At 39.0% G+C, this 20,239-nt stretch carries 15 protein-coding genes; 9 read left to right on the top strand and 6 right to left on the bottom strand.

What is annotated here, in order from left to right:
- The first annotated feature begins 140 nt into the window (after positions 1-140).
- Both ACZ5XX_RS07915 and ACZ5XX_RS07910 read left to right on the top strand, forming a co-directional pair.
- Entirely contained in the window at positions 141-371 is a 231-nt protein-coding gene (locus ACZ5XX_RS07915) for a hypothetical protein (protein ID WP_464584187.1), read from the top strand.
- Positions 372-518: 147 nt separating this feature from the next.
- Positions 519-788, top strand: a complete 270-nt coding sequence (locus ACZ5XX_RS07910) for a DNA cytosine methyltransferase (RefSeq protein WP_464584185.1) — start codon at positions 519-521, stop codon at positions 786-788.
- An 834-nt stretch (positions 789-1,622) separates the two neighbouring features.
- On the opposite strand, the gene ACZ5XX_RS07905 is transcribed toward ACZ5XX_RS07910, so the two are convergent.
- A complete protein-coding gene (locus ACZ5XX_RS07905; RefSeq protein ID WP_464584183.1) occupies positions 1,623-2,900 on the bottom strand; it encodes a hypothetical protein in 1,278 nt (425 codons plus the stop codon).
- 1,223 nt (positions 2,901-4,123) lie between these two features.
- Between ACZ5XX_RS07905 and ACZ5XX_RS07900 the strand changes: the two genes are divergently transcribed.
- Together ACZ5XX_RS07900 and ACZ5XX_RS07895 are read left to right on the top strand one after the other, a co-directional pair.
- Positions 4,124-5,893 (top strand): DUF4209 domain-containing protein, encoded by a 1,770-nt coding sequence (locus tag ACZ5XX_RS07900; RefSeq protein WP_464584181.1) that lies wholly within the window; start codon positions 4,124-4,126, stop codon positions 5,891-5,893.
- A 433-nt stretch (positions 5,894-6,326) separates the two neighbouring features.
- Entirely contained in the window at positions 6,327-11,051 is a 4,725-nt protein-coding gene (locus ACZ5XX_RS07895) for a cobaltochelatase subunit CobN (RefSeq protein ID WP_464584179.1), read from the top strand.
- A 913-nt stretch (positions 11,052-11,964) separates the two neighbouring features.
- Here ACZ5XX_RS07895 and ACZ5XX_RS07890 read toward each other — a convergent pair.
- Positions 11,965-12,120 carry a ribbon-helix-helix protein, CopG family gene (locus ACZ5XX_RS07890; protein WP_464584177.1) on the bottom strand — a complete coding sequence of 52 codons (156 nt, stop codon included), beginning with the start codon at positions 12,118-12,120 and terminating at the stop codon, positions 11,965-11,967.
- A gap of 829 nt (positions 12,121-12,949) precedes the next feature.
- Here ACZ5XX_RS07890 and ACZ5XX_RS07885 point away from each other — a divergent pair.
- Both ACZ5XX_RS07885 and ACZ5XX_RS07880 read left to right on the top strand, forming a co-directional pair.
- Positions 12,950-13,435 carry a hypothetical protein gene (locus tag ACZ5XX_RS07885; RefSeq protein WP_464584175.1) on the top strand — a complete coding sequence of 162 codons (486 nt, stop codon included), beginning with the start codon at positions 12,950-12,952 and terminating at the stop codon, positions 13,433-13,435.
- A gap of 161 nt (positions 13,436-13,596) precedes the next feature.
- Positions 13,597-13,761, top strand: a complete 165-nt coding sequence (locus ACZ5XX_RS07880; RefSeq protein ID WP_464584173.1) for a hypothetical protein — start codon at positions 13,597-13,599, stop codon at positions 13,759-13,761.
- An 82-nt stretch (positions 13,762-13,843) separates the two neighbouring features.
- Here ACZ5XX_RS07880 and ACZ5XX_RS07875 read toward each other — a convergent pair whose 3' ends face one another.
- The gene (locus tag ACZ5XX_RS07875; RefSeq protein ID WP_464584171.1) at positions 13,844-14,665 is read right to left on the bottom strand and encodes a 4Fe-4S binding protein; all 822 of its coding nucleotides are present in this window, start codon (positions 14,663-14,665) and stop codon (positions 13,844-13,846) included.
- A 137-nt stretch (positions 14,666-14,802) separates the two neighbouring features.
- On the opposite strand from ACZ5XX_RS07875, the gene ACZ5XX_RS07870 reads away from it, so the two are divergent.
- The 3 genes from ACZ5XX_RS07870 to priS are packed head-to-tail and all read left to right on the top strand — an operon-like array spanning position 14,803 to position 17,361.
- The gene (locus tag ACZ5XX_RS07870; protein ID WP_464584168.1) at positions 14,803-15,057 is read left to right on the top strand and encodes a hypothetical protein; all 255 of its coding nucleotides are present in this window, start codon (positions 14,803-14,805) and stop codon (positions 15,055-15,057) included.
- A 59-nt stretch (positions 15,058-15,116) separates the two neighbouring features.
- Positions 15,117-16,424, top strand: coding sequence for a DNA primase (locus tag ACZ5XX_RS07865; RefSeq protein WP_464584166.1), 1,308 nt, complete (start codon positions 15,117-15,119; stop codon positions 16,422-16,424).
- Positions 16,396-17,361 (top strand): DNA primase catalytic subunit PriS, encoded by a 966-nt coding sequence (gene priS / locus ACZ5XX_RS07860; protein WP_464586330.1) that lies wholly within the window; start codon positions 16,396-16,398, stop codon positions 17,359-17,361. The genes ACZ5XX_RS07865 and priS overlap by 29 nt, the downstream gene beginning before the upstream one ends.
- Here the strand turns inward: priS and cca are convergent.
- The 3 genes from cca to ACZ5XX_RS07845 are packed head-to-tail and all read right to left on the bottom strand — an operon-like array spanning position 17,358 to position 20,223.
- Positions 17,358-18,737: a CCA tRNA nucleotidyltransferase gene (gene cca, locus ACZ5XX_RS07855; protein WP_464584164.1), complete on the bottom strand. Its 1,380-nt coding sequence runs from the start codon at positions 18,735-18,737 to the stop codon at positions 17,358-17,360. The two genes, priS and cca, sit on opposite strands and share 4 nt — an antisense overlap.
- On the bottom strand, positions 18,734-19,306 hold the full coding sequence (gene thpR / locus ACZ5XX_RS07850) for an RNA 2',3'-cyclic phosphodiesterase (protein WP_464584162.1): 573 nt from the start codon (positions 19,304-19,306) through the stop codon (positions 18,734-18,736). Before thpR ends, cca begins: the two co-directional genes overlap by 4 nt.
- Positions 19,303-20,223: a hypothetical protein gene (locus tag ACZ5XX_RS07845; protein WP_464584160.1), complete on the bottom strand. Its 921-nt coding sequence runs from the start codon at positions 20,221-20,223 to the stop codon at positions 19,303-19,305. Before ACZ5XX_RS07845 ends, thpR begins: the two co-directional genes overlap by 4 nt.
- Positions 20,224-20,239: the final 16 nt, after the last annotated feature.

The raw sequence follows: 20,239 nt of genomic DNA, 5'->3' as shown, positions 1-20,239 counted from the left end.
TCCCCTTGACATCAACTCCAAAAAGGACCTTTAATGGTATGTCATTTGAATACCCCGAAGACTGGAATATCAGGCATTATCCTCCCGGAGAGATTGATGAAAATGAACATGTAATGATTCAGAAAGAAGGAGAGAGATTCATGGGAATGCCTATGCTAGTACTAGCCCAGAGGATGTTGAAGCTAGTCACCGGATCAGGACCTTTAGATGAGATAATCGGAGATGTGCACTGTACCACATACTATGATGATTCTACTAGGACGAAATTCTACGTTTTCCAGAAGAACGGGAGAACTTTCTTAGTAGCGTGCTATGTTTTACATACTGATGTCGCTGAGGACATCATAAAATCATTGAAAGCAAAAAAATAGGCCGGGAGATCTTTCATTTAATTTTTTTCTTGGATGTTTTTTCGATCTTAGCTTATATACATAATGTTTTTTAGCACACTAAGTAGATTAGATCGTTCGCTGTAAACGAAGTAATCAATAACCGACAGTTAAAAATCAAGCCAAGGAATGGGTTTTTATAGGCGATTATCATGGTTTGAGCCTTCACCTACATTAGTAACAAGCCCTGCAATGAAGGGTAGGATCATAGTTCACCCATGGGAAGACCGGCCTCTGAGTATAAATGAATACAAATTAATCCAAGGTTTTCTGTTGGTTGATTGGCTGGTTCCAGGTTCTGTAACTGATAAATATAGGAAGATAGGGGAGGCTGTTCCACCAACTTTATCCTATGCAATAGCTAATAAGGTTAGAGAGATATTAGGATCGGAGGAATAGTGGATGCATGACTCAACAGAGAGAGCTAAGGCTATCAAGGACGAATGGGGCACGTTCCATAGTCTATTGGGAAAGTCACAAGGTAGAAAATTTCCTTGGAGAGTGAATAGAAGCCCTTATAAAATATTAATTTCGGAAATACTTTTAAAAAGGGCAACTTCTACCGCAGCCTTAAGAGTATACACAGACTTCTTTATAGGTATCCTAATATTTTAAATTATCTAAAGCAAAATATGAGGAACTAGAAGAGTTTTTACGTCCTATTGGACTATATAGGCAACGTGCTAAACAATTAAAAGAAATATTGGAATATATGGTCTAATTTTAATGGTAAAATTCCTGATGAATACGGAGTTTTAATCAAAATTCCAGGAATGGGAGATTATATTGCTTCGGCCATTTTAAACATGGCTCATAAGATTCCAAAGGCCAGTAATAGATTCTAATGTAGAGAGAGTAATTAGTAGAACATTTAATGTTAAAGGAAAAGAATTAAAGAGAATAGCAGAAATTTTAGTGCTTCAAAAGGAGTCAGACGTTTACAATTATAGAATGATAGACCTGGGCGCGTTAATATGTCGTTATAGGTATCCAAAACGAAGAATACCCAGTGAAAGAATATAAGTCTGAACTTTGGGATAGGAGTTCGTAGGCTCAGCTTGTAAAAATTCAAATCCAAGACAAGTCCATCATTTCCTGATACTCATTATTCTCATAGAGGAGAGGGTCGAGGAAAATTGCGATGTATTATTTAAAGAAGAGTCCCTATGACACTCTTTAGTATCCCTCTGAAGATAGTCTGGATAGGATTGAAAGTTAAAGCTATTTTACATGCTAAAAGATTTCTAAACGATTTAATACGTAATATTCGCAATTCCTGTAATTTCTAATTTCTTCTTTTTCGAAACAAAGTTGGTGGAGTAAAAGAAGTCTTAATATCATTCTCAATACTTGATTGGCATAGTTTAAATGTCTTGGTTCATGGATTATTTTGTCTTCTTGACCTTTGGGGTAAAAGGCGTGAGCTATCCAGTTCCTTGTAATACGGACACATTCAAAAAATTCCCCGAAAACAGATTTAAATTCATTGGAGTTATCTGTATTTCCGATTATTTTTTGTAATTTGTCGATGGCCTTTGATCCTTCTTCATTTTCTGGGATGAAAAGATCTAAGTACTTTTCTTGGATTATTTCCAATGTTCTGTATAATGTTACTTGCGAGTCATGGAAGTTTTTACAATATCCCTCCAGGGCCGTTGCGTATATCAGGAATTCTAACTTGGAATCATCAAAGTACATTGGCCAAAAATAAAGGAAAGATATGCCTTTAAATTTTTCAAAGTCTTTTTCAACTTTTTCGAGTATTCTTTGAAATTTATCTTTTCTAAAATTCTCCACCATCCCTTTTGGTCGAATTTCTTCAAATCTCTTTTTCTTTTTATGAATGGGTTTTTTAGAAAGAGCAGAGTATACCTCCACTTCTTTGTTTTCTATCTTCCCTTCAATTTCTTGTGGGGTTAAAAATTCACAGAAAATTAGGGACAATACCCTTTCAAGTGTCCCTATGTAATCTAAACATGCCCTAAAATCTTTAGGTTCCCTTGGCTCCACTGAAACTGATAATTCAGCCCCAATAAGAGGATCACCTGTATCTCTTGCATATATCCTCAATCTTGCATCATCGACTTCACAAGTGAAGTTATAATCCTTAAGTTCAAAGAACTCGTCAGGATGATCTAATCCCATTATGAAACTATACCAAACACAAGGACAATACTGGACTTCCAAACGCTCAAATTTTTTATTTTTAAATTTACCACCTAAAACAGCCATTTTCGCTTTAAAAATTTCAATCTCTTTCTTCTTCTTGATATCGTGATCCTTTTTAATAACTTCAAAAAGGGTAATTCCCCTCCCATTCTTCTTATCCTCCCCATGAAAATATGGAGAAATAGGGGAAGAGTAATCCCAAGGTTTAATAGCCTCCATCTCTAATGTTATATCATCGTCTAAAATCAAAGTGCCATCCTTGTACTCTCCATCTACTTTCCACCTACTCTCTATTTCCTTCTTCCCTACACTTTGATCCGATCTATGACCTTCTATATGCATAAATTACACCTAGAGGCCTTATAGTCCCTATCATCCAAAGAAACAATATATTAGCTTCAATATTTAAGTTTTGTTGCAAAGGATAACCGCAGGCCTTTCTGTTTTTTCACAATGAGCTCATAACATGCCCTGGAATGAGAAGTAGCATTGTTCACAACTCTAGTCTCCCTTTCTTCCCAAAAAAGCAGGTTCGAAAAGGAATAAGTTGACTATCAACGGCCGGCTTCCTTTATATCATACACTTGTCTTATGTAACAACATGTACACGTAAACATGTTACATAAGAAAAATCCAGTTTTTAAAGTGCCTCCATACAAACTTTCTTAAGATGAGATACTATTTCTGGTTGGTGTTGCAAGAGCAACGAGGGGCCTGTCTTACCTACAAAAAGGCACAATTTGGGGATTTGCCAAAAAGCAACGACATCTTTTCCCTTGATACACACAAACCATATTGTACCCGCCCACCCATCCCCGCGGGAATTATTTTTTGATTGTTGTGTGCGATCTCCCCTTTTTAGAAAAATATTTGAACCCATCAGAAAAGTCCACCTATTTCCAATTTTACAAGATGCAACTAAATGGATGCAGATTAATTTTGGGGGGATCCCTCTTTTCTCTCGTCTTATACTTTAGCAGGAAAGGGTTCCGAAACTTTTTCTAAGATTGCTATAAAGTTTTGGTCGATTTTTTTAGTAGGCTATGTTAGTGTATACTTCACACAATTTTCGTTGATTTTCTTGTCAAGGGCTTTCACTATCTTTTTTAGCTAAGAAAAAAAGGCTTCTTAGTTTCAACAGAACTAAAATTTTTGGAGTTCTATTAATGCTAGAAAAAACTGTTTTTTGAAAGCTTAACCAGATGGAAAGCGTTCAATCTTGTTAATTTAAAAAAGAGTGATCATCAAATTTTAAAAAGAAAATGGAAAGGGATTCACCCTCTTTTTCTTTCAAACTTCTGAGTATCCAAGAGTAGAATTGGTATTAAATAATAGTGTAGATTCACAGTACTTTAATCATTAAGCGGGTCTTCAAGTATGAAAGAGCCATTAGTTGGTGTTTGGGTGTATCTTTTATGCTTCGACTAGGGCAGAGCCTTCTTAGTCCCACTTTGAACGCTGTGTAAATTTTTATTAACTTGTTTCATTATATTAGCATGGAAGATCATCTTTCAAGTTTGTGATTAATATCCGTGATCTTTCCATCATTTACAGGGGAAGGTTTAATGGATGAAAATAATGAATCTAATAACGAGAATGGGATAAGGAGGTTTCTGGAACAAATGGAATCTACGTTAGGGCAGGTATCAGAATATAAAATATCTGGAAGAATTATAGATTTTATAAAAGCAAAGTTTGGGTGTAACCCTCCAAGGGTCTTGCTCTGGGAGCGAATGGCTTTTGATTTTGCTGAAAATCACCTCGATGATGAGTCGGGATGGGGCACCTATTTCGGGCCAAAATTTGTCCTATCAGCTGAAGACGGGAGGACAGTTGAACATCCAAGTATACAAGAAATAACTCCAGATATTATTTCTTATTGGGAAAAGAGAGCTAAAGAATCTAATCATCCCGTTTTTAAAGCAAGATATTCAAATTTGGTCTGGGATTTTTCGAGGAAAATAAAAGGAGAAAAACCTCCTTATTTAATTGCGCAAATTTTTATAGATAGCGTTATAGAAATTGCAGAAAAAGGTTTACACAAACACACAAAAGATACAATAATAAAATTAAAACGCGCATTATCTCTTGCCTTGAGTATTAATGATAAAGAGCGGATAGATAAACTAGTAGATGCAATTATTACTTATGAAGAAAAGATAGCAGAGGATGACAAGCCAGCTTTATGTTTTTCTTATGAATTTCTTGTGAAAAATAAAAAGGTGCAAATAAGTGAAAATAAAGAACAAAGGATTATTAAAAGTTTAGAAGAAAGATTTGAAAGATTATTAAAAGGGAATGATTATAATACGGCTAAATCCGTCGCATTTTTATTGATGGATTACTATAAGAGCGAAAGGTACCAAATAAGAAACATATTATCTAAACTCGAGGTTATGATTCAAAAACAGGCAGATCAAGTCTCGCCATTTGTCATAAGTATTTGGCTAAAAGAATTATATTCTCTTTGTTTACAATATGGCTTAAAGGATAAAGCAAATAAAATTTTAATTAAAATTAGAGAAGTGGGAAAAAAGAGGAAGTCAGGATTGAAGGTGGAGACGCGTGTAAAAATCTCTAATGAAGAAATTAAGAAATTTATTAATACTTTAATTGAAGGTGATTTAAAAACAGCTTTGACAAGAGTTGCTGTATATTACATTCCAAGGAAAGAGAAAGTCATGCAACAATTAAAAGACCTTTATAAAAAATCTCCTGTTCTTTCCTCTGCTACTCAAAAAATTTTGGATAGAGAAGGACGTATAATAGCTGAGGTAGGTTCACTAGAAGAAGATAAGGAAGGGCGCATAGTTTTTCAAATTTCACAAAATATGAGGATGATGTCTCCTTTTTTACGAGAAACTTTAGAGGTTTTAATAAAGAAATTTAATTTAGACACTAAAAGTATTGTAAATTATTTTTATGAATCGCCTATATTTGATGAAAAGAGAAAAGATTTCTTTGTTCGAGGCATAAAAGCTTATTTGCGTAATGATTACCTTGTCGCTTTACATATCTTAGTTCCACAAATTGAAGCATTAATCAGAAATTTAGCAGAAGAGAGTGGATTACCGGTTTTAAAGCCCTCTCGTTCTGGTGGTTTCCATTACAAAACACTTGATAACTTATTAAGGGATGATGAAATTATCAATGCTTTAGGAGAAGATATATGCCTCTATTTCAGAACATTATTTACTGATCAAAGAGGATGGAATCTTCGGAATAATATATGTCATGGTATAAGCCAAATACAGGATTTCGATCAAGCTGCCGCTGATAGAGTTTTTCATGCTTTACTATGTTTATCTAGTAAAAGAAAGGAGAAAAAGGAATGATTTTAGCATTACACATAACAGTGAGCATGCGGTTCGCTTAAGCACCCAAAAAACCCTTACAGACTCCGCATATTCGCGAAACGTAAGCGAAGTATCTTCAAACGGTGATAATGATCTTTTTATATGATTTCCATAGAGCCAAAAAATTGAAGTCCTAAATTATTGTGGTATTTAGCTATTTTTTTGGTATAGAAGCTCATTGATAGAAAATAATTAAAGTCCCCCTTTTTGTATTTTTTAATTTCATTGAAGTATTATAAAATTCTACAATTTTTTAAACAATGTAATAACGAAAAGTATAACTATAATATTATGTCATTATTAATTTCGATGGGTCCTGATATTCCATCCAAAAAAATTTAAATAAATTGAATGTAAAGGAGGTGAAAACTTGAAGAAATATTTCTTAATTACGTTGCTGACACTGTTTCTAATGATTTCAGGAGTTCACGGTGAAAAAACCATAAATTCAACCAATAACAGTACAGATGATGAAGTTCATTTCCTAATAATATCATGGGATGTAAGTGCTGGACAATACCAAATACCTGCAGAAAGAGTATCCAGAGAGTATCCTAATGTGAAATTCCAGATCAGGAGTGTTTCACAAGCAAACCAGAACCTCACTGAAATACCAAAACTCGTAGAATGGAGCCACATAATCTACTTAAATAATCTTCAATCGGGAGCATTATCAGACACCATCCTAAATTTGAACGCCACAGGAAAACTCCAAGGAAAAACGGTGATAGCAGAACCATGTCCATACTATTGCTTCCCGATTGTGCGCCTCACAAACATAAATGGCACAAAGTTCGTGGATAGGAACGGAACACCACTCACAGATCAACAAATACAACAAATCTACACAGCAATAAGTTATTCAAGCACGCCAGTACAAGTTATCACAGGCCTTCAAAGAACATACCCTAGTTTATACTCCCTCCTTGAAGTGCGTAAATACTGGGTTACAGAAACAGCGTCCATCGAAAATCGTGAACAAATGCTCCGCTACATACTAGCAACAGCCTACCCAGAAAAAGGATTCACATACAATAAACCAGTACCAGTACCGCAATACGGACTTTATAGAAATGGCAAACTCTACACCAACTTCACAGAATACAGCAACCTATATCTTAAACCCGAAAGGCCAGGGGTTGGTATAGTAGCATGGATGTCAACCACATGGGAAAAAGGAGACACAGAATTATTCGATAAACTCGTAGAAGAGCTAGAAAAGCAGAGACTCAACGTCATGGTACTCTTCGCCCAGGGAAACCCTGTAAGTGGCGTGAACACACTCCGAGGCGTGAACGAATATTTCATTGATACTGAAACAGGGAAAAGTCGCGTTGACGCGACAATAAACTTCACATGGCTTCTTGGAGGTGAAACCTCACGATCAACCATCGACAAACTCCTTGAAACATATAACATACTAGTATTCCAGCCTATAACATCATCCCAAGACAAGGACACATGGGAAATCTCGGAAGGTGGCGACTGGTTCACAGCCAATGGCATGGCTCTCAAGGAAACCCAAGGACAAATAGTGCCAATAACAGTGGCCACAACAGAAATTTTAATTTGTCCAGAGACCGGCCTCCTTTTAACCCTAACCAAGCCCATAGAAGAAAGAGTAGCTAGACTCGCAGAAATTGTAAACAACTGGGTAAAACTCAGATACCTTCCAAACTCTCAAAAAAAGGTTGCATTAATCTACTATAATTATCCCCCAGGGAAACAGAATATTGCAAGTGCGGATTCGCTCAACGGGCCAGAATCTATACTAACAATACTCAATTTGCTAAAAGAAAATGGATACAACATAACAGGCATACCAGGAAACATTGATGAACTTATTGACCTCCTTATAAAAAGGGGTATAAACGTTGCAACGTGGGCTCCCGGAGAACTTGAAAAATTCGCAGAAAATGCAATACTTTATCCAGTTGACAAGTTCATGGACTGGTACAAGAAATTGCCGGAAATCGCTAGGAAAGAAATGGAAGAAGGACCATTTGGTTACATAGAATGCTTAGCAAAAAAGATATTCACAACAAGGAACAGGACGCCAGAGTTCCTCGACACCGCAAATAACCTGATCAACAATTGGTACAAGAAAATGACTTCAACCATCGATGAAATGAAAGCAACACTAAACAACGATCAGTATTCAAATGCGACGCTGCTCCTAGAAAAGGCATACGATGTACTTAAAGACATATTACAGGGGAATGACAGATTAAGTGAACTACAAAGTATCAAAGATTCGTTCATAGCACTAAAGATACCCGGCCTTTCAGGGTGGGGTCAACCACCAGGAAATATCATGACAATAGAAAAGAATGGGACAAAATATTTCATAATACCAGGGATAATGCTAGGTAACGTTTTCCTGGCCCCGCAACCCCAGAGAGGCTACACAGACCCTGGCATGTTATACCATAGTACAGTAGTTCCGCCACCATATCAGTATCTTGCATTCTATGCATACTTACAAGAAGAATTCAAAGCAGATGCTGTAATACACCTCGGGAGACACGGAACATATGAATGGTTACCTAGAAAAGACGTGGCACTTTCCAATGCAGATTATCCAGACATCTGCATAGGGGCCATGCCATCAATCTACATTTACACAATGGATGGTGTTGGCGAAGTACTGCATGCCAAAAGAAGGGGGTTAGCAGTTATCATCAGTCATCTTACACAACCATTCGCGCTCACAGCGTTAAACGATGACCTCATAGCACTTAAAACATTAACGGAAAGGTATATGACAAGTACGGAGGAGGCGCAGAGGCAACAGCTTTTTGAAATGATAAAAGAGTCCGCTTTGAAACTTCAATTAAACGCTTTCATAAACTTGAACGCTTCAGCCGCGGAAGTGATCGATGAAATCCATGACTACATCATAGAACTTGAAAGTACCACCACGCCTTTAGGTTTACACACCTTTGGAAAAGATTGGACACTGGAACAGGTCACAGCCCTTGCCACGACAATGGCAGAGAAGATAAACTGCATAGGTATAGGGCAAAACCAGTTCATCAGCCCAGCCAAGGCCATCGAAACACTTCCACTAAACCTGGGAGAAATCATAGAAAAATTCTACACAGGAACAGAATTAAACAGGATAATAGAAGAACTGCAAAATACAATCAAGGGAAACCTTACAGACACCGAAATCCAAGCACTACAAAAAATATACGAATACGTCCACAACATAAAAATAAGCCCAGAAAGAGAACGTGAAATGCTCATAAAAGCATTAAACGGCGGATACATCCCACCAAGTCAAGGTAACGATCCTGTGAGGACGCCGAACGCCTTACCAACAAGCGGAAACCTCTATGGTCTAGACCCGCAAAAAATCCCATACTGGGACGCATATCTCAATGGCAAAAAAATGGCTGAAGAAGCACTAAAGGCATATGAAACAACACCAGAACAACTTGGAGTAATACTATGGGCTACAGAAACGCAAAGAGACAGCGGAGGAACCATCGGATTCATACTCTACCTACTCGGACTCGAACCAATCTATCAACAACAAACACAACACAGCGGAAACGTCATAGGCATTAAAGCCATACCACTAGAGGAACTTGGAAGACCACGAACAGACGTGATCGTAACCATATCAGGGATATTCAGGGAAACATTTCCACAATGCGTCCAACTCCTCGACAGAGCATCCAGAGTAGCCCTTGCAACATCCTATAATATTTTACTTGCCAAAATATCCAATGAACCAATGGCCCAGAAATTGAAAACAGCACTAGACGCAACAATGGAAACAATAGAAAAGGCAAAGTTATTCATCCCTGGAAATGATCCGCTAGAAATGAATTACATTGCCCAACACTGGCTAGAAGACGTTAAAAGGCTATTAGAAGCGGGAGTGCCAGCAAAGGAAGCAGGTAAGATGGCTATAACAAGAATATTCGGGCCACCAATAGGAGAATGGGGAGCCAAGGGCGTGCGTGAAGGGCCACAACTGGCATGGACATGGAACGATCGTCTCGAACTCGCAGACTCCTACATACACGACATGCAATACGCCTACAGAGAAGACGACCAGGGAACCCCATTAGGAGAAGTATTCCAGATGAGACTCGCCGACGTCCAAGGAGTCTATCATTCAAGATCAACAAATGTAAGAGGAATACTCGATTTAGACCACAATTATGAATTCCTGGGAGGCTTCAGTATCGCAGTAGAGAAAGTAAGTGGTAAAACGCCACGACTATTCATACTGAACCAGATAGACACTTCTAAACCGGCAGTGGAGACATTGGCCAAATTCATAAACCGTGACCTCCAAACAAAGCTGTTTAATCCTCAATGGATCAAAGAAATGATGGTCCAAGGACCGGCAGGAGCTTCATACATTTCCAGCCAATTCATAAGCAATATGGCAGGCTGGAACGTGCTAAGAACAGACGCCATTACCAATGAAATGTGGAACACCGTAGTTGACGTCTACCTAAGAGACAAATACAACATTGGAGTGACAAACTGGCTCTCAACAGGCACCAACGCCTATTCAATGATAGAAATTACAGGTAAACTCCTTACAATGGCCCACAAGGGATTCTGGAAAACTGACACTGGAACATTAAGTTTCGTTGCAAACACATGGGCCTCACTAATTTCAAAATACGGCGTCTCATGCTGCGACTGCAGCTGTGGCAACATCGCCATGATGCAGTGGACAATGCAATACATAAATCCAGACCTTGTAAGCGCAGTTAAAACAAGACTCTACGGGGCTACAATGAATGCTGCGTTCGCATCAACAGGGACTCCAGGAGCGCCTGGAAGTCCAGGACAGCCAGGAATTCCTACCCCAGGGACTTCAGGATCTTCTACTGGACATGCAGGGCCAACGCCGGGTTATACTGGCAGTCCTGGGATTGGAAGTCAAGCTGGTAGTCCAGGAGTGGAAGGGGTGGTTGCAGCTGGAGGGGCCGCGGCTGCTGGTGCAGGGCAAGGTCCCGGAGCGTCTGCTAGAGTTTATGAGGTGAGTAAAGCTGGTGGAGTGTCAGGGACAAGCTCTGGATTGCCAGTATACGCAGTTGCTGGGATCATAATCCTAGTATCATTGGTAGGAGCAGGATACTTCCTAGCAGGGCGCAAAAGCATTTAAAGGCAGTTTTTTCTTTTTATTTTTTACTGCTTAGTCTTTTATGTGGTTTCTAAGGGGAAGATGTTTTGGGCCGTGGTATATCTTTTTTTTTTTGAATGGTGGAGGGAGTGAAAAAATATTTTAATTTGGCTTTGTAGAAATCATGTTTTACCTATTTCGATGAGGCTTTTATGTGCATGTATATATAGATGTTTTTGAGCTTGTGTTTCCACTGTATTTCTGCCGGTTGCTTTTGGAATAATTTTTATCGTCCATTATCCGTTTTATTACTGATGCGGCTGTTTCTACGGTTGTATAATGGTTTCCTCATTCTTGCATTGTGATTCACGGAGATTATTAGATCACTACTGGATTACAGAGTATGAAAGTGCATATGATTTTGACATTATGCAGATATCAGGACAAGTATCCCGAGAATAGTTTTTCTAAGTATCATTTTACATTGGTGAACTCGTTTTCTATAGAGTCATTTTGTAATGGAGTCAATATTTTGCAGTTGGAATTTTAAGATATGATCTCACTTTTTGTTCTAATTCATGTAAAAATTCAATGAAATCATTTTTAATTTTTTTATGTGTAACATATGCGTGTATTCAGTCATGTAAGATATTCTTCTTATCCAGTATTATATCTATAAAATTGTCTTCACCCCATCCATAAATAACTTTCTTTTTTCTAAAAAGGGAGATCACACAAGATAATCAAAATTCCCATGCCCAGAGGCGCGAACAATCCAATTAGGACAGGCACAATAGTGTTTGTAATGAACTGTAAGAAAACTTGGACCACGGAAGTTACACTTATGCTTTGTAACCTCTAATTAGCTCTCTATAGACTTATAGTTTCTCTAATTAATTCTCCCCATTTATCTGTGATTCCAATTTTATGGTGTAGGATATGAAGAGCGTATTATTTAAGTTATTCTTCTATTTTTATTTTTGAGGAATTCGCGGATGGCATGCCTTATTTCTTGTGATATGGTTCTTTCATCTTTTATTGCTTGCTTCTTCAAGGCCCTATATAAATTCTCATCTATCCTCAAAGTTATTGTTCTTTCCATTCTCATCATAAAACACACCCTCCATTTACCTTAACTATATCACCCAGACAATCCCAAAACACCACTAAACCTGTCTTACACAATACATACATCACCCCAACATAGCATTACCCCAGTATGATAAAAAAAATACCGATATATACCCCACACATTATTTATATAAACTTTTTGTCCGTTATAGAGAAGTTAAACGGGAGTTACTGTCACAGGCTGATTCAAGAAAAAGAAGGACAATGCGATCAAGTTTTCAAGAGTCAACCATTCCCCCATGAAAGGCTACGAGACACCAAAAAAATAAAACCATCTTGGAGGCTGCAGGCTGCCCCTTTTTTAATCCAAATTATTATTCATCTACTCTCGAAGTCTAATATAAGAGCTCGGCAACCCCCACACCTAGGTGAAATGAAAAAGTATAGACCATCCAATTTTCTTCGCTTGTTCTCCTCTAAACGCTTCTAAGAATCTTTTTTTTTATGAGTCTTTGAACTAGGGCGAAAAAGTTAAATATGATAAATTACTATCTTATAGTCGCTGATACTCCATTTACGAGCAAAAATGCTACTAAAACTAGTAGTAGAAATGACCTCAACATTTTTATCATCTCCTACACTTTTTTTGGGGGATGTATTGGGAGCTTAAAAGTAAAAACAACTAATGATAAGTGCAATAGATCCTGCTAATGGTGCTTTTAAAGTTCCCAGTAAACAAGACCATGCTCTTTGCCCTACCGTGCGAGGGGATAGCCGGGCCTTTACCAAGTATTTTGCAGAAGATTCCGCTCAGACTCACCCAATAGAAGTTGAATAAAATGCGTCCCTGTCCCTGGAAGAACAATCCCTTGAGGCGGCTGTCAGCAAAAATAGTAAAAGAGAACTTTGAGGTTTACGAGCCATTCTCTCACCTTGGCATAGACCTCCTCATTCCCGGGCCTTGTCTATTGTGCCCCTACCTATTCGAGGGCGGGTGCACCTACCCATATTCACCTACCCTACCCGCAGGGCAAACCCCAAAGCTTGCAAGTTGGGTAGTGGGAACAGGAAAAACTTTACGAAAGACAGCCTCAACCACTCTAAGCCGGCTGCAAGCCCAGCTGAAAGAAACCGTCCCAACCCTTCTAATCATGATTCTCGCCAGCCCAAATGAAATGACACTCCAAGACTTAAATGAAACATTAAAGAAAATTTCAAGCAGTTTCCCGAAAGAAACATGCTATATATGGCATTTCAAGCCAGGAGAGAATCCAGAACCATTCATATTCCTCTGCGCCTGGACAACAGACTTAGCCAACCCAACCTCCCGGGAAAACCCAGCAATACGCCACTAAATACCAGATTTATGGTAGAATTGACCCAGAAGAAATGATAAAAGTAACAAATCAAATGAGAATATTCTTCAAGAACCTATGAAATCTTTAGAGATCATGTCACTAATATAATGAACCACAGCCTCGAATTTAGGAATATCGCATCAAAAAACCCATAAGGTTTGAAGACAGTTGCAGACTTATTAATGAGAATAGAACATTCAGAAGCCCAACATTTCAAAATAGTAGTAAAAGTTGCGAATCCTGGGGGATTGTTGAAAACGAAGAAAGAATACTCAACAGCACAATACAATAGGGTTTTTAGCTGGCTACAATCCATAAAGTAATATATAACTGCAAATAATCAGCATACTCCAATAATTATGGCTGACTCTATAAAAGCTCCAATTCACATTTTCGGGTGAGAAATCAAAAAGTCCCATATTTTCGCACATGGGCCCAGGCCCTCCCATACTCTCTGGGGCCTTTTCCATCATATATGGACATGTCAGTGCGATTAAATAGTTTCCTATCCTTGCCCACGGGACAAACTTTGATACAGATGCCACAGGGCGATTTATGTTTACTCCAAAGTTTAGCGCTTCTCATAGCACAGAGTTTTTTATCTATAGGTGGTGGGAACTTTCCTTCTGTTTGTATGGCCCCTACTGGACAGCTCTTCGCACACCTAAGGCACCTTGTACATAAATCCTCGACTCTTAGAGGATTTGGTTCTATTGAAGCACAGGTGAATATGGAAGTGAATCTTATCCTTGGCCCATATTCTCGGGTTAGAATGAGATTGTTCTGCCCGAAGGAGCCTAAACCAGCGAGATAAGCTGCATGTTTATGGGAGAAAAAGGCAAAAGGTTTTTCAAGTAACACATCTATACCGGCATAACCATCCCTAGGCAGATAAATGGAAGGATAACCTTTATCATTCAAAAAAACTGAAAGTTCATAGGCCCTCAGATCTAACAAGGAATTCACAGTCTTATATAATTCATGATAGTAGATAGATGGTGCTGTTTCCAATATGGGTAATTGGATGGGGAATCCTATCACAATAACAGTAGTGACTTCAGGGTATATCGATCTGGGATGGAACTCTTCAGGTATCCACTTAGAAAATTTGTGCGGAAGCTCCCTTGGAGGATTTTCCCACCTATCAGCTGGCGCGAAACCCACAAGGCTGATCCCAAACTCCTCACATTTTCTCAAAAATTCTCTCTTCAAAAGCTGAGAATCCATATAGGAACTTTATAACAGCCCTCCCATATAATTCCTTCTATCTGACTGGGGGTGATCTACCCCCCATGGAGATTTTTTTCAGCCCATTATATTTATCTTGTAGATTAAAAAAAGAAGATATTGGGGGTTTGATAAATTTGAACTCGGGAAAACTTGGAAGAATATTTATAATATTAATGGTAGCGCTAATAGCCTATGGATCAGCATCAGCGGTAGTATTATTCGCCGAAATTCCCAAAATAGAAGCGCCACAAATCATAAAGGAAGAAAAAATGAACATCATAAAAGACCCTACATTCCAGCCAGTATGGTTGCAAAAACGTGCAATCCCCGTAGACAATACAACAGCAATACAAAATGAGACCAACCAAACCAACAGATCAAGAGATTAATGGATTTCTATCTTTAGCTTGCACAGGATGGATACTATCTCGAGTTTTAGGGGGGGCCAATGGCGATGGTGTCAACAGTTTTCATAAACCCATTTTCACAAGAGGCAAAAGAGCTTGTAAAAGCTAGCGGAGATCTTGACAGGATCATGGAGGAGGATGCAAGGCTCCTTAATATCATAGAGTATACGAGGGGCCAGAGGCTTGATGATGATTCCAGGATACCTGGAAGCCTTTGGGAATTCGCGATTAAGAGGATTGAATGGTACTTGGAGAAAAAGGGCTATCAAAGGTATCAGCCAGGATATTACAGATTCCTCTTCAACCCACAGATAGCAGAATTTGATGTTATAACATTCTATGTGCTCGCACAAGCCATAGGGGCGAAATTCAACCCAAATTCCAGGGAAAGTCGCATATTCATGGAATCAGAGGCTGAAATAGTGAAGGAGAGGCTTTTAAGGATTGAAAGCCGAGAAAGGGAGCGTGTAATATCCAAGATCCTAAGGGAAATGTTAGATAGTGAAACACCGCACTGGACCCAACTGGAAAAACTCCTAGAAAACAGGAGGATAAAACTAACCGAGCTAATCCTCAAAGATGGTGAAGTCATCCTAGACAAATCAGCCACTGGAAGAACCCAACAAGTAATCAACGCCATAAGAGAAAAAATCATACCAGCACTTATAGTGCAAGAAACCCAAGAATACCTCTACAAGGTCCATGAAATGGCTGCGAAAATCGAACCACACCCCATACTAACAAGATTGGCTGAAAAAATCAGGGAGAGGATAAGCAGAGAGTTTTTCATCCCCAAGAAGACAGGGGCAAGGACAATAAAAGCCTCCAAACTAGATTTTGACGCATTCCCACCATGCATAAAAAATACCATAAAAGGCGTCCGTGCCGGTAACAGAAACGATGCCATAGTATTACTACTAACTGGGTTCCTATCCTATGCAAGATTATACCCTTCGGTCTTCAAAGACAGGAAACCGCATAAAGTCTCAGACTTCGACCCAACCCTCAACATAACCCTAAATGAGATATTACCAATGATATATGAAGCCGCTGACAACTGTGAACCACCATTATTCCAAGATGACCCCCAAGAAAAACTTAACATCACAGCAAAACTCGGATTCGGATTACATGAAACACCAAGCCTAGAAAATGAGGGGGAAACCAAATGGTACACTCCAATGAGCTGCGAAAAAATAAAAATACACTTACCCGTAGTATGCAAGCCCGACAGCCTATGCGAAAAAATCCAAAACCCCCTCACCTACTACAACAGGAAAAGATGGCAAAAAAAAAGAAAAAATGAGGGGGGTGATAAGGATATTCCAAGAGGCAACACCAGAAGATAGAAAAAAATATTATACGAGGGAATGGAAACCAGAAAAGATACCAGCTTTTATAAGGGAGAATATCCACCTTAGAGAATTTGGATTTGACCATACGGGCCAGGGCCCCAATGACAGGTACCGGTTCTTCCGTGATGAAAAACTCCTCAAAAAATTCTTGAGGTATAGGGCCCCATATGCTGCCTACTCTTCCGTAGCTTTATATGATAAGCCATGGAAACGTGAAGGTTGGATATCATCAGAACTAGTATTTGATGTTGACGCTAAGGACATCCCAGTAAGGCCATGCGGTTGTGATAATGTGTGTGAAGAATGTCTTGATCAGGCGAAAGAGATAGTGGCCATGATCATAGACACCCTTAGGGATGATCTTGGCCTACAGGAAATCCACGTCGTATACTCTGGTAGGGGTTATCATATACGTGTATTAGATCCCACCATACTTAGGTTAGATTCTGAGGTTCGAGGCCAGATACTGAGATATGTTATGGGCGGGGACGTCCCAAGGCTTTTATACACGGGCTTAGATGGTAGGATGCGTAGTCTGGACCATTTCATGGCCCCGTTGGGTTATCCTAGGGTTTTCACGGAGAGGAGCCGTTATATTATCTTGCATTTGAGTGGGGATGAAAAGATTGAGGATATAACGCGTCAGACAATGAATAAGATCATGGAGTATAGGGATCTTATAGAATCTGATAAGTGGGGTGAATTTAAGGGTGTTATAGGACCTAGGGTATATGATAGGTTGATTGGGTCTGTTGCGAAATTGAATCTGCAACTTGTGGATGCTAAGGTAACTGTGGATCTTAAGAGGATATTGAGGCTTCCCAGTTCATTGCACTCTAAGGTTAGTATGATCTGTACTTATGTAAAGGATCTTGAAAGTTTCGACCCTTTGGAGGATGCTGTGCCTGATTTTGTGAAGGAGGGATCCTAGGATCTCCACAGGTGCTTTCCAGGGTTTAGGAAAGCGTCCAAGAATTCTAGGGCCTCTTGTGATTGTTCACCCTCAAGGTATTTATTTATGTCAATGATCTTGTAACCTTTCTTGAGCTCCTTTTTTATGTGTTTCCCAACGCCTAGGTATTCTATTTCAGTGAGGAGGCTTTTAAGGCATGTTTCTGGTCTGGTTGTTTTTCTTTTTCTTTCTACGAAGAGGCGGTCGCCTTCTATCCAAATCTTGTCACCATACTTTTTATGGAATCTCCTTGTGTGCTTCTTTGACCAGACCCTAGGCCCCATATGTTTTCTATAGGCTGGTAGTTTCCATGTTTCGAATTCGAATATTATTAGGCTGTTTTTTTTCTCATCGGTCCAATAGGAGCTCCTGTTCACCTTGAATCCTTCTTTTGAAAGGTGTGATACTAAAGTGTCCATGGTCTTTTTCAGTTGGGGGTATAGTGTGTCTGCTGGCACATTAGGAGGGTTGAATTCTAGGATGATGCATTTGCTTTCCCGTTGTTTGAATTTGGCGTGGATCTTCTCTTTATCATGTGAGTATTTTATTTCTTGGAAGTAGTCTTCTTTTGGGTTTTCTAGGAAGTTGCGCGCCACTATTATGAACTCTGAAAGTTTTTGTTGTGTGAGTGCTGCTGCAACGTTCCTGTTCTTGTCTGTGGGGTCTATAACAATTAGGGGGTTTTTGAAGTATTTTCCGGTGCCGTGGCCTTCGATGTCTATTATTTGGCCTTTTCTCCATTTCAGTGCGGCGGCTTCCAAAACTCCTTTGAAGTTTTCATATGCTATTATGAGTAGTTCGCAGAGGTAGCCTGCGAATCCACCTACTTTGAATTCTGACCCGTATGCTCCTATGGCCTTCATGAACTTTTTAAGTAATAATACTTCTTTTATTTGTTCTTTTTTTAGGTTTTTTTTGATGTATCTTGTGTGGAGTATTGTCCTGTCTACTGCTGATTTGAGTTGTGATGCGTCTGTTATATCGTAGCATGGTACAATGTCGACTTCGTATCCTTTTATGTGGCCGGTAACATATGGGTGTGCGGCGTATTTTTCTTCGGCTTGGCCTTTCATGGTTTTTATGCATTCGTGGCCGAGTTGTAGGCCATATTTTTTGAGTTTTTCCTTTGGTGTTTTAAGGGGGAATTTTATGAATATGTCTATGTCTGCTTCTCCCTTGAGCCAGGTGCCCTTGGCAACTGATCCTACGAGCTCGGCTTTAGCTTTTATATTCTTTTTTTCTGCTATGTCGTTTATGGTTTTGATTAGTTTGTTGGTGAATCTTTTAACGGCTTTTTTTTCTTGTCTTGTTGGTGTTATCTTTGAGAGTATTTTCTTGTAGTCCATTCTTATCATAGTTTGAATGTTTTGATGGTGGTGTATACGGGTCCTTCTGGTCTGAGTTCGCTCTTTTTGAGTTTTAGTTCTTTTATTTGCATTTCTCCTATTTGGATGTTTTCGAGTTCTTCTATCTTTTTCAGTAGCTTGTCTTTGTTTTTACCCCCTTTGACTCTGGCTATGGTGAGGTGTGGTATGTAACTTTTCTCTTTTTTGAATCCTAACTTTGAGAATTGTTCGTCGAATGCTTTTTGGATTTCTGAGAATTTTTTGGGGTTTTTTGCTCCTAGCCATATCACTCTCATATAATTTTTATTTGGGAAGACCCCTATGCCTTCTATTTTTAGCTTAAATGGTTTGTATGATCCTATCTTTTCCTTGATTATCCTTGAAAGTTCTTTTATCATGTTATTGTTTATTTGGCCGAAGAATTTTAGGGTGAAGTGTAGGTTTTCTGGTTCTACGAACTTTAATTGGGCGTTAGCCTCATCTAGGATTTTTTGGACTTCTATTATCTTGTCTTTGAGGGGGTTGTCCACGTCAATTGCAAGGAAGCTTCTTATTTTCTCCATACTCTTAGACCTCATAGTATGTTTTTTATTCTTTCCAGGCTTTCTTTGGGTGTTTCGATAGTGTTAAGTAAGTAGACTTCTATTTTATGGAATATTTCCTTGAAAAATTTTAGTCTGAGTTTATATTTTCTCTCATCTTTTATAAGTTGGTGGGGGTTGCAGAAGTCATTCTTTTTCATATGATTGAGGGCTTCTTTGCTTGTAAGCTTTTTAAATGGCTCATCATCAAGGTCTCTCTCAAGGAGTACTATTGCCTTGAGATTGGATGTTTCCCTGATCCTACCATTGAATAATCTGTTAACATCAGCTATCCCTCTCTTCTTCTTGTCTAGGTTCACCTCGGCTATGAGATCCTTGTATTCGTCCCAGGAATCTGCTATATCATCGCGTATATAGGAGTTTTTCTCTGATGAGTATACTATTACACCATTCACGAATATGCGCGTGAAAAACCAGTCATCAGAAACATAATTGTATCTAGGATTTAAGAGGAGACCATATGTGAGTGTTGTTTTCCCAGTCCCTGGGGGGCCTATGATCGCCAGAGCTTGTCCGTGGCAGTCAACAGCCGAGCCATGGACTGAGTATCTTCTATGCTCTGAATGGTAGTCCTCGAAGAAGTCTGCGATCGTGGCGAGTGCTATGCTCTTAACCCAACCATAATAGTCGCAGTTGAGGATTATGCTAGTCTTGGAGAGAGGCTCATAGAATACTCTAAGGGGTCCCCCATCTTCCACAGTGAATACTTTAGCATGGGGTCTTATATCCTCGTTCATGAACTTGAAATTGTCCTCCCACTCCTCCTTGAAATTTTTATTATCTGTTAAAAGTTTGACACAAGCACCATGAATGTTAGCCTTTCTTTCAAAGTATACCTTGTCTGCGAGCTCATCAAGCTTATCGTCCTTTTCTTGGGGGCTTATGATCTCCACCTTATACGTAGATTAT

The organism is Methanothermobacter crinale (assembly GCF_055397825.1).
Note: the sequence above shows the minus strand (reverse complement) of the source record. Positions and strands in the feature narration are given on the sequence as shown.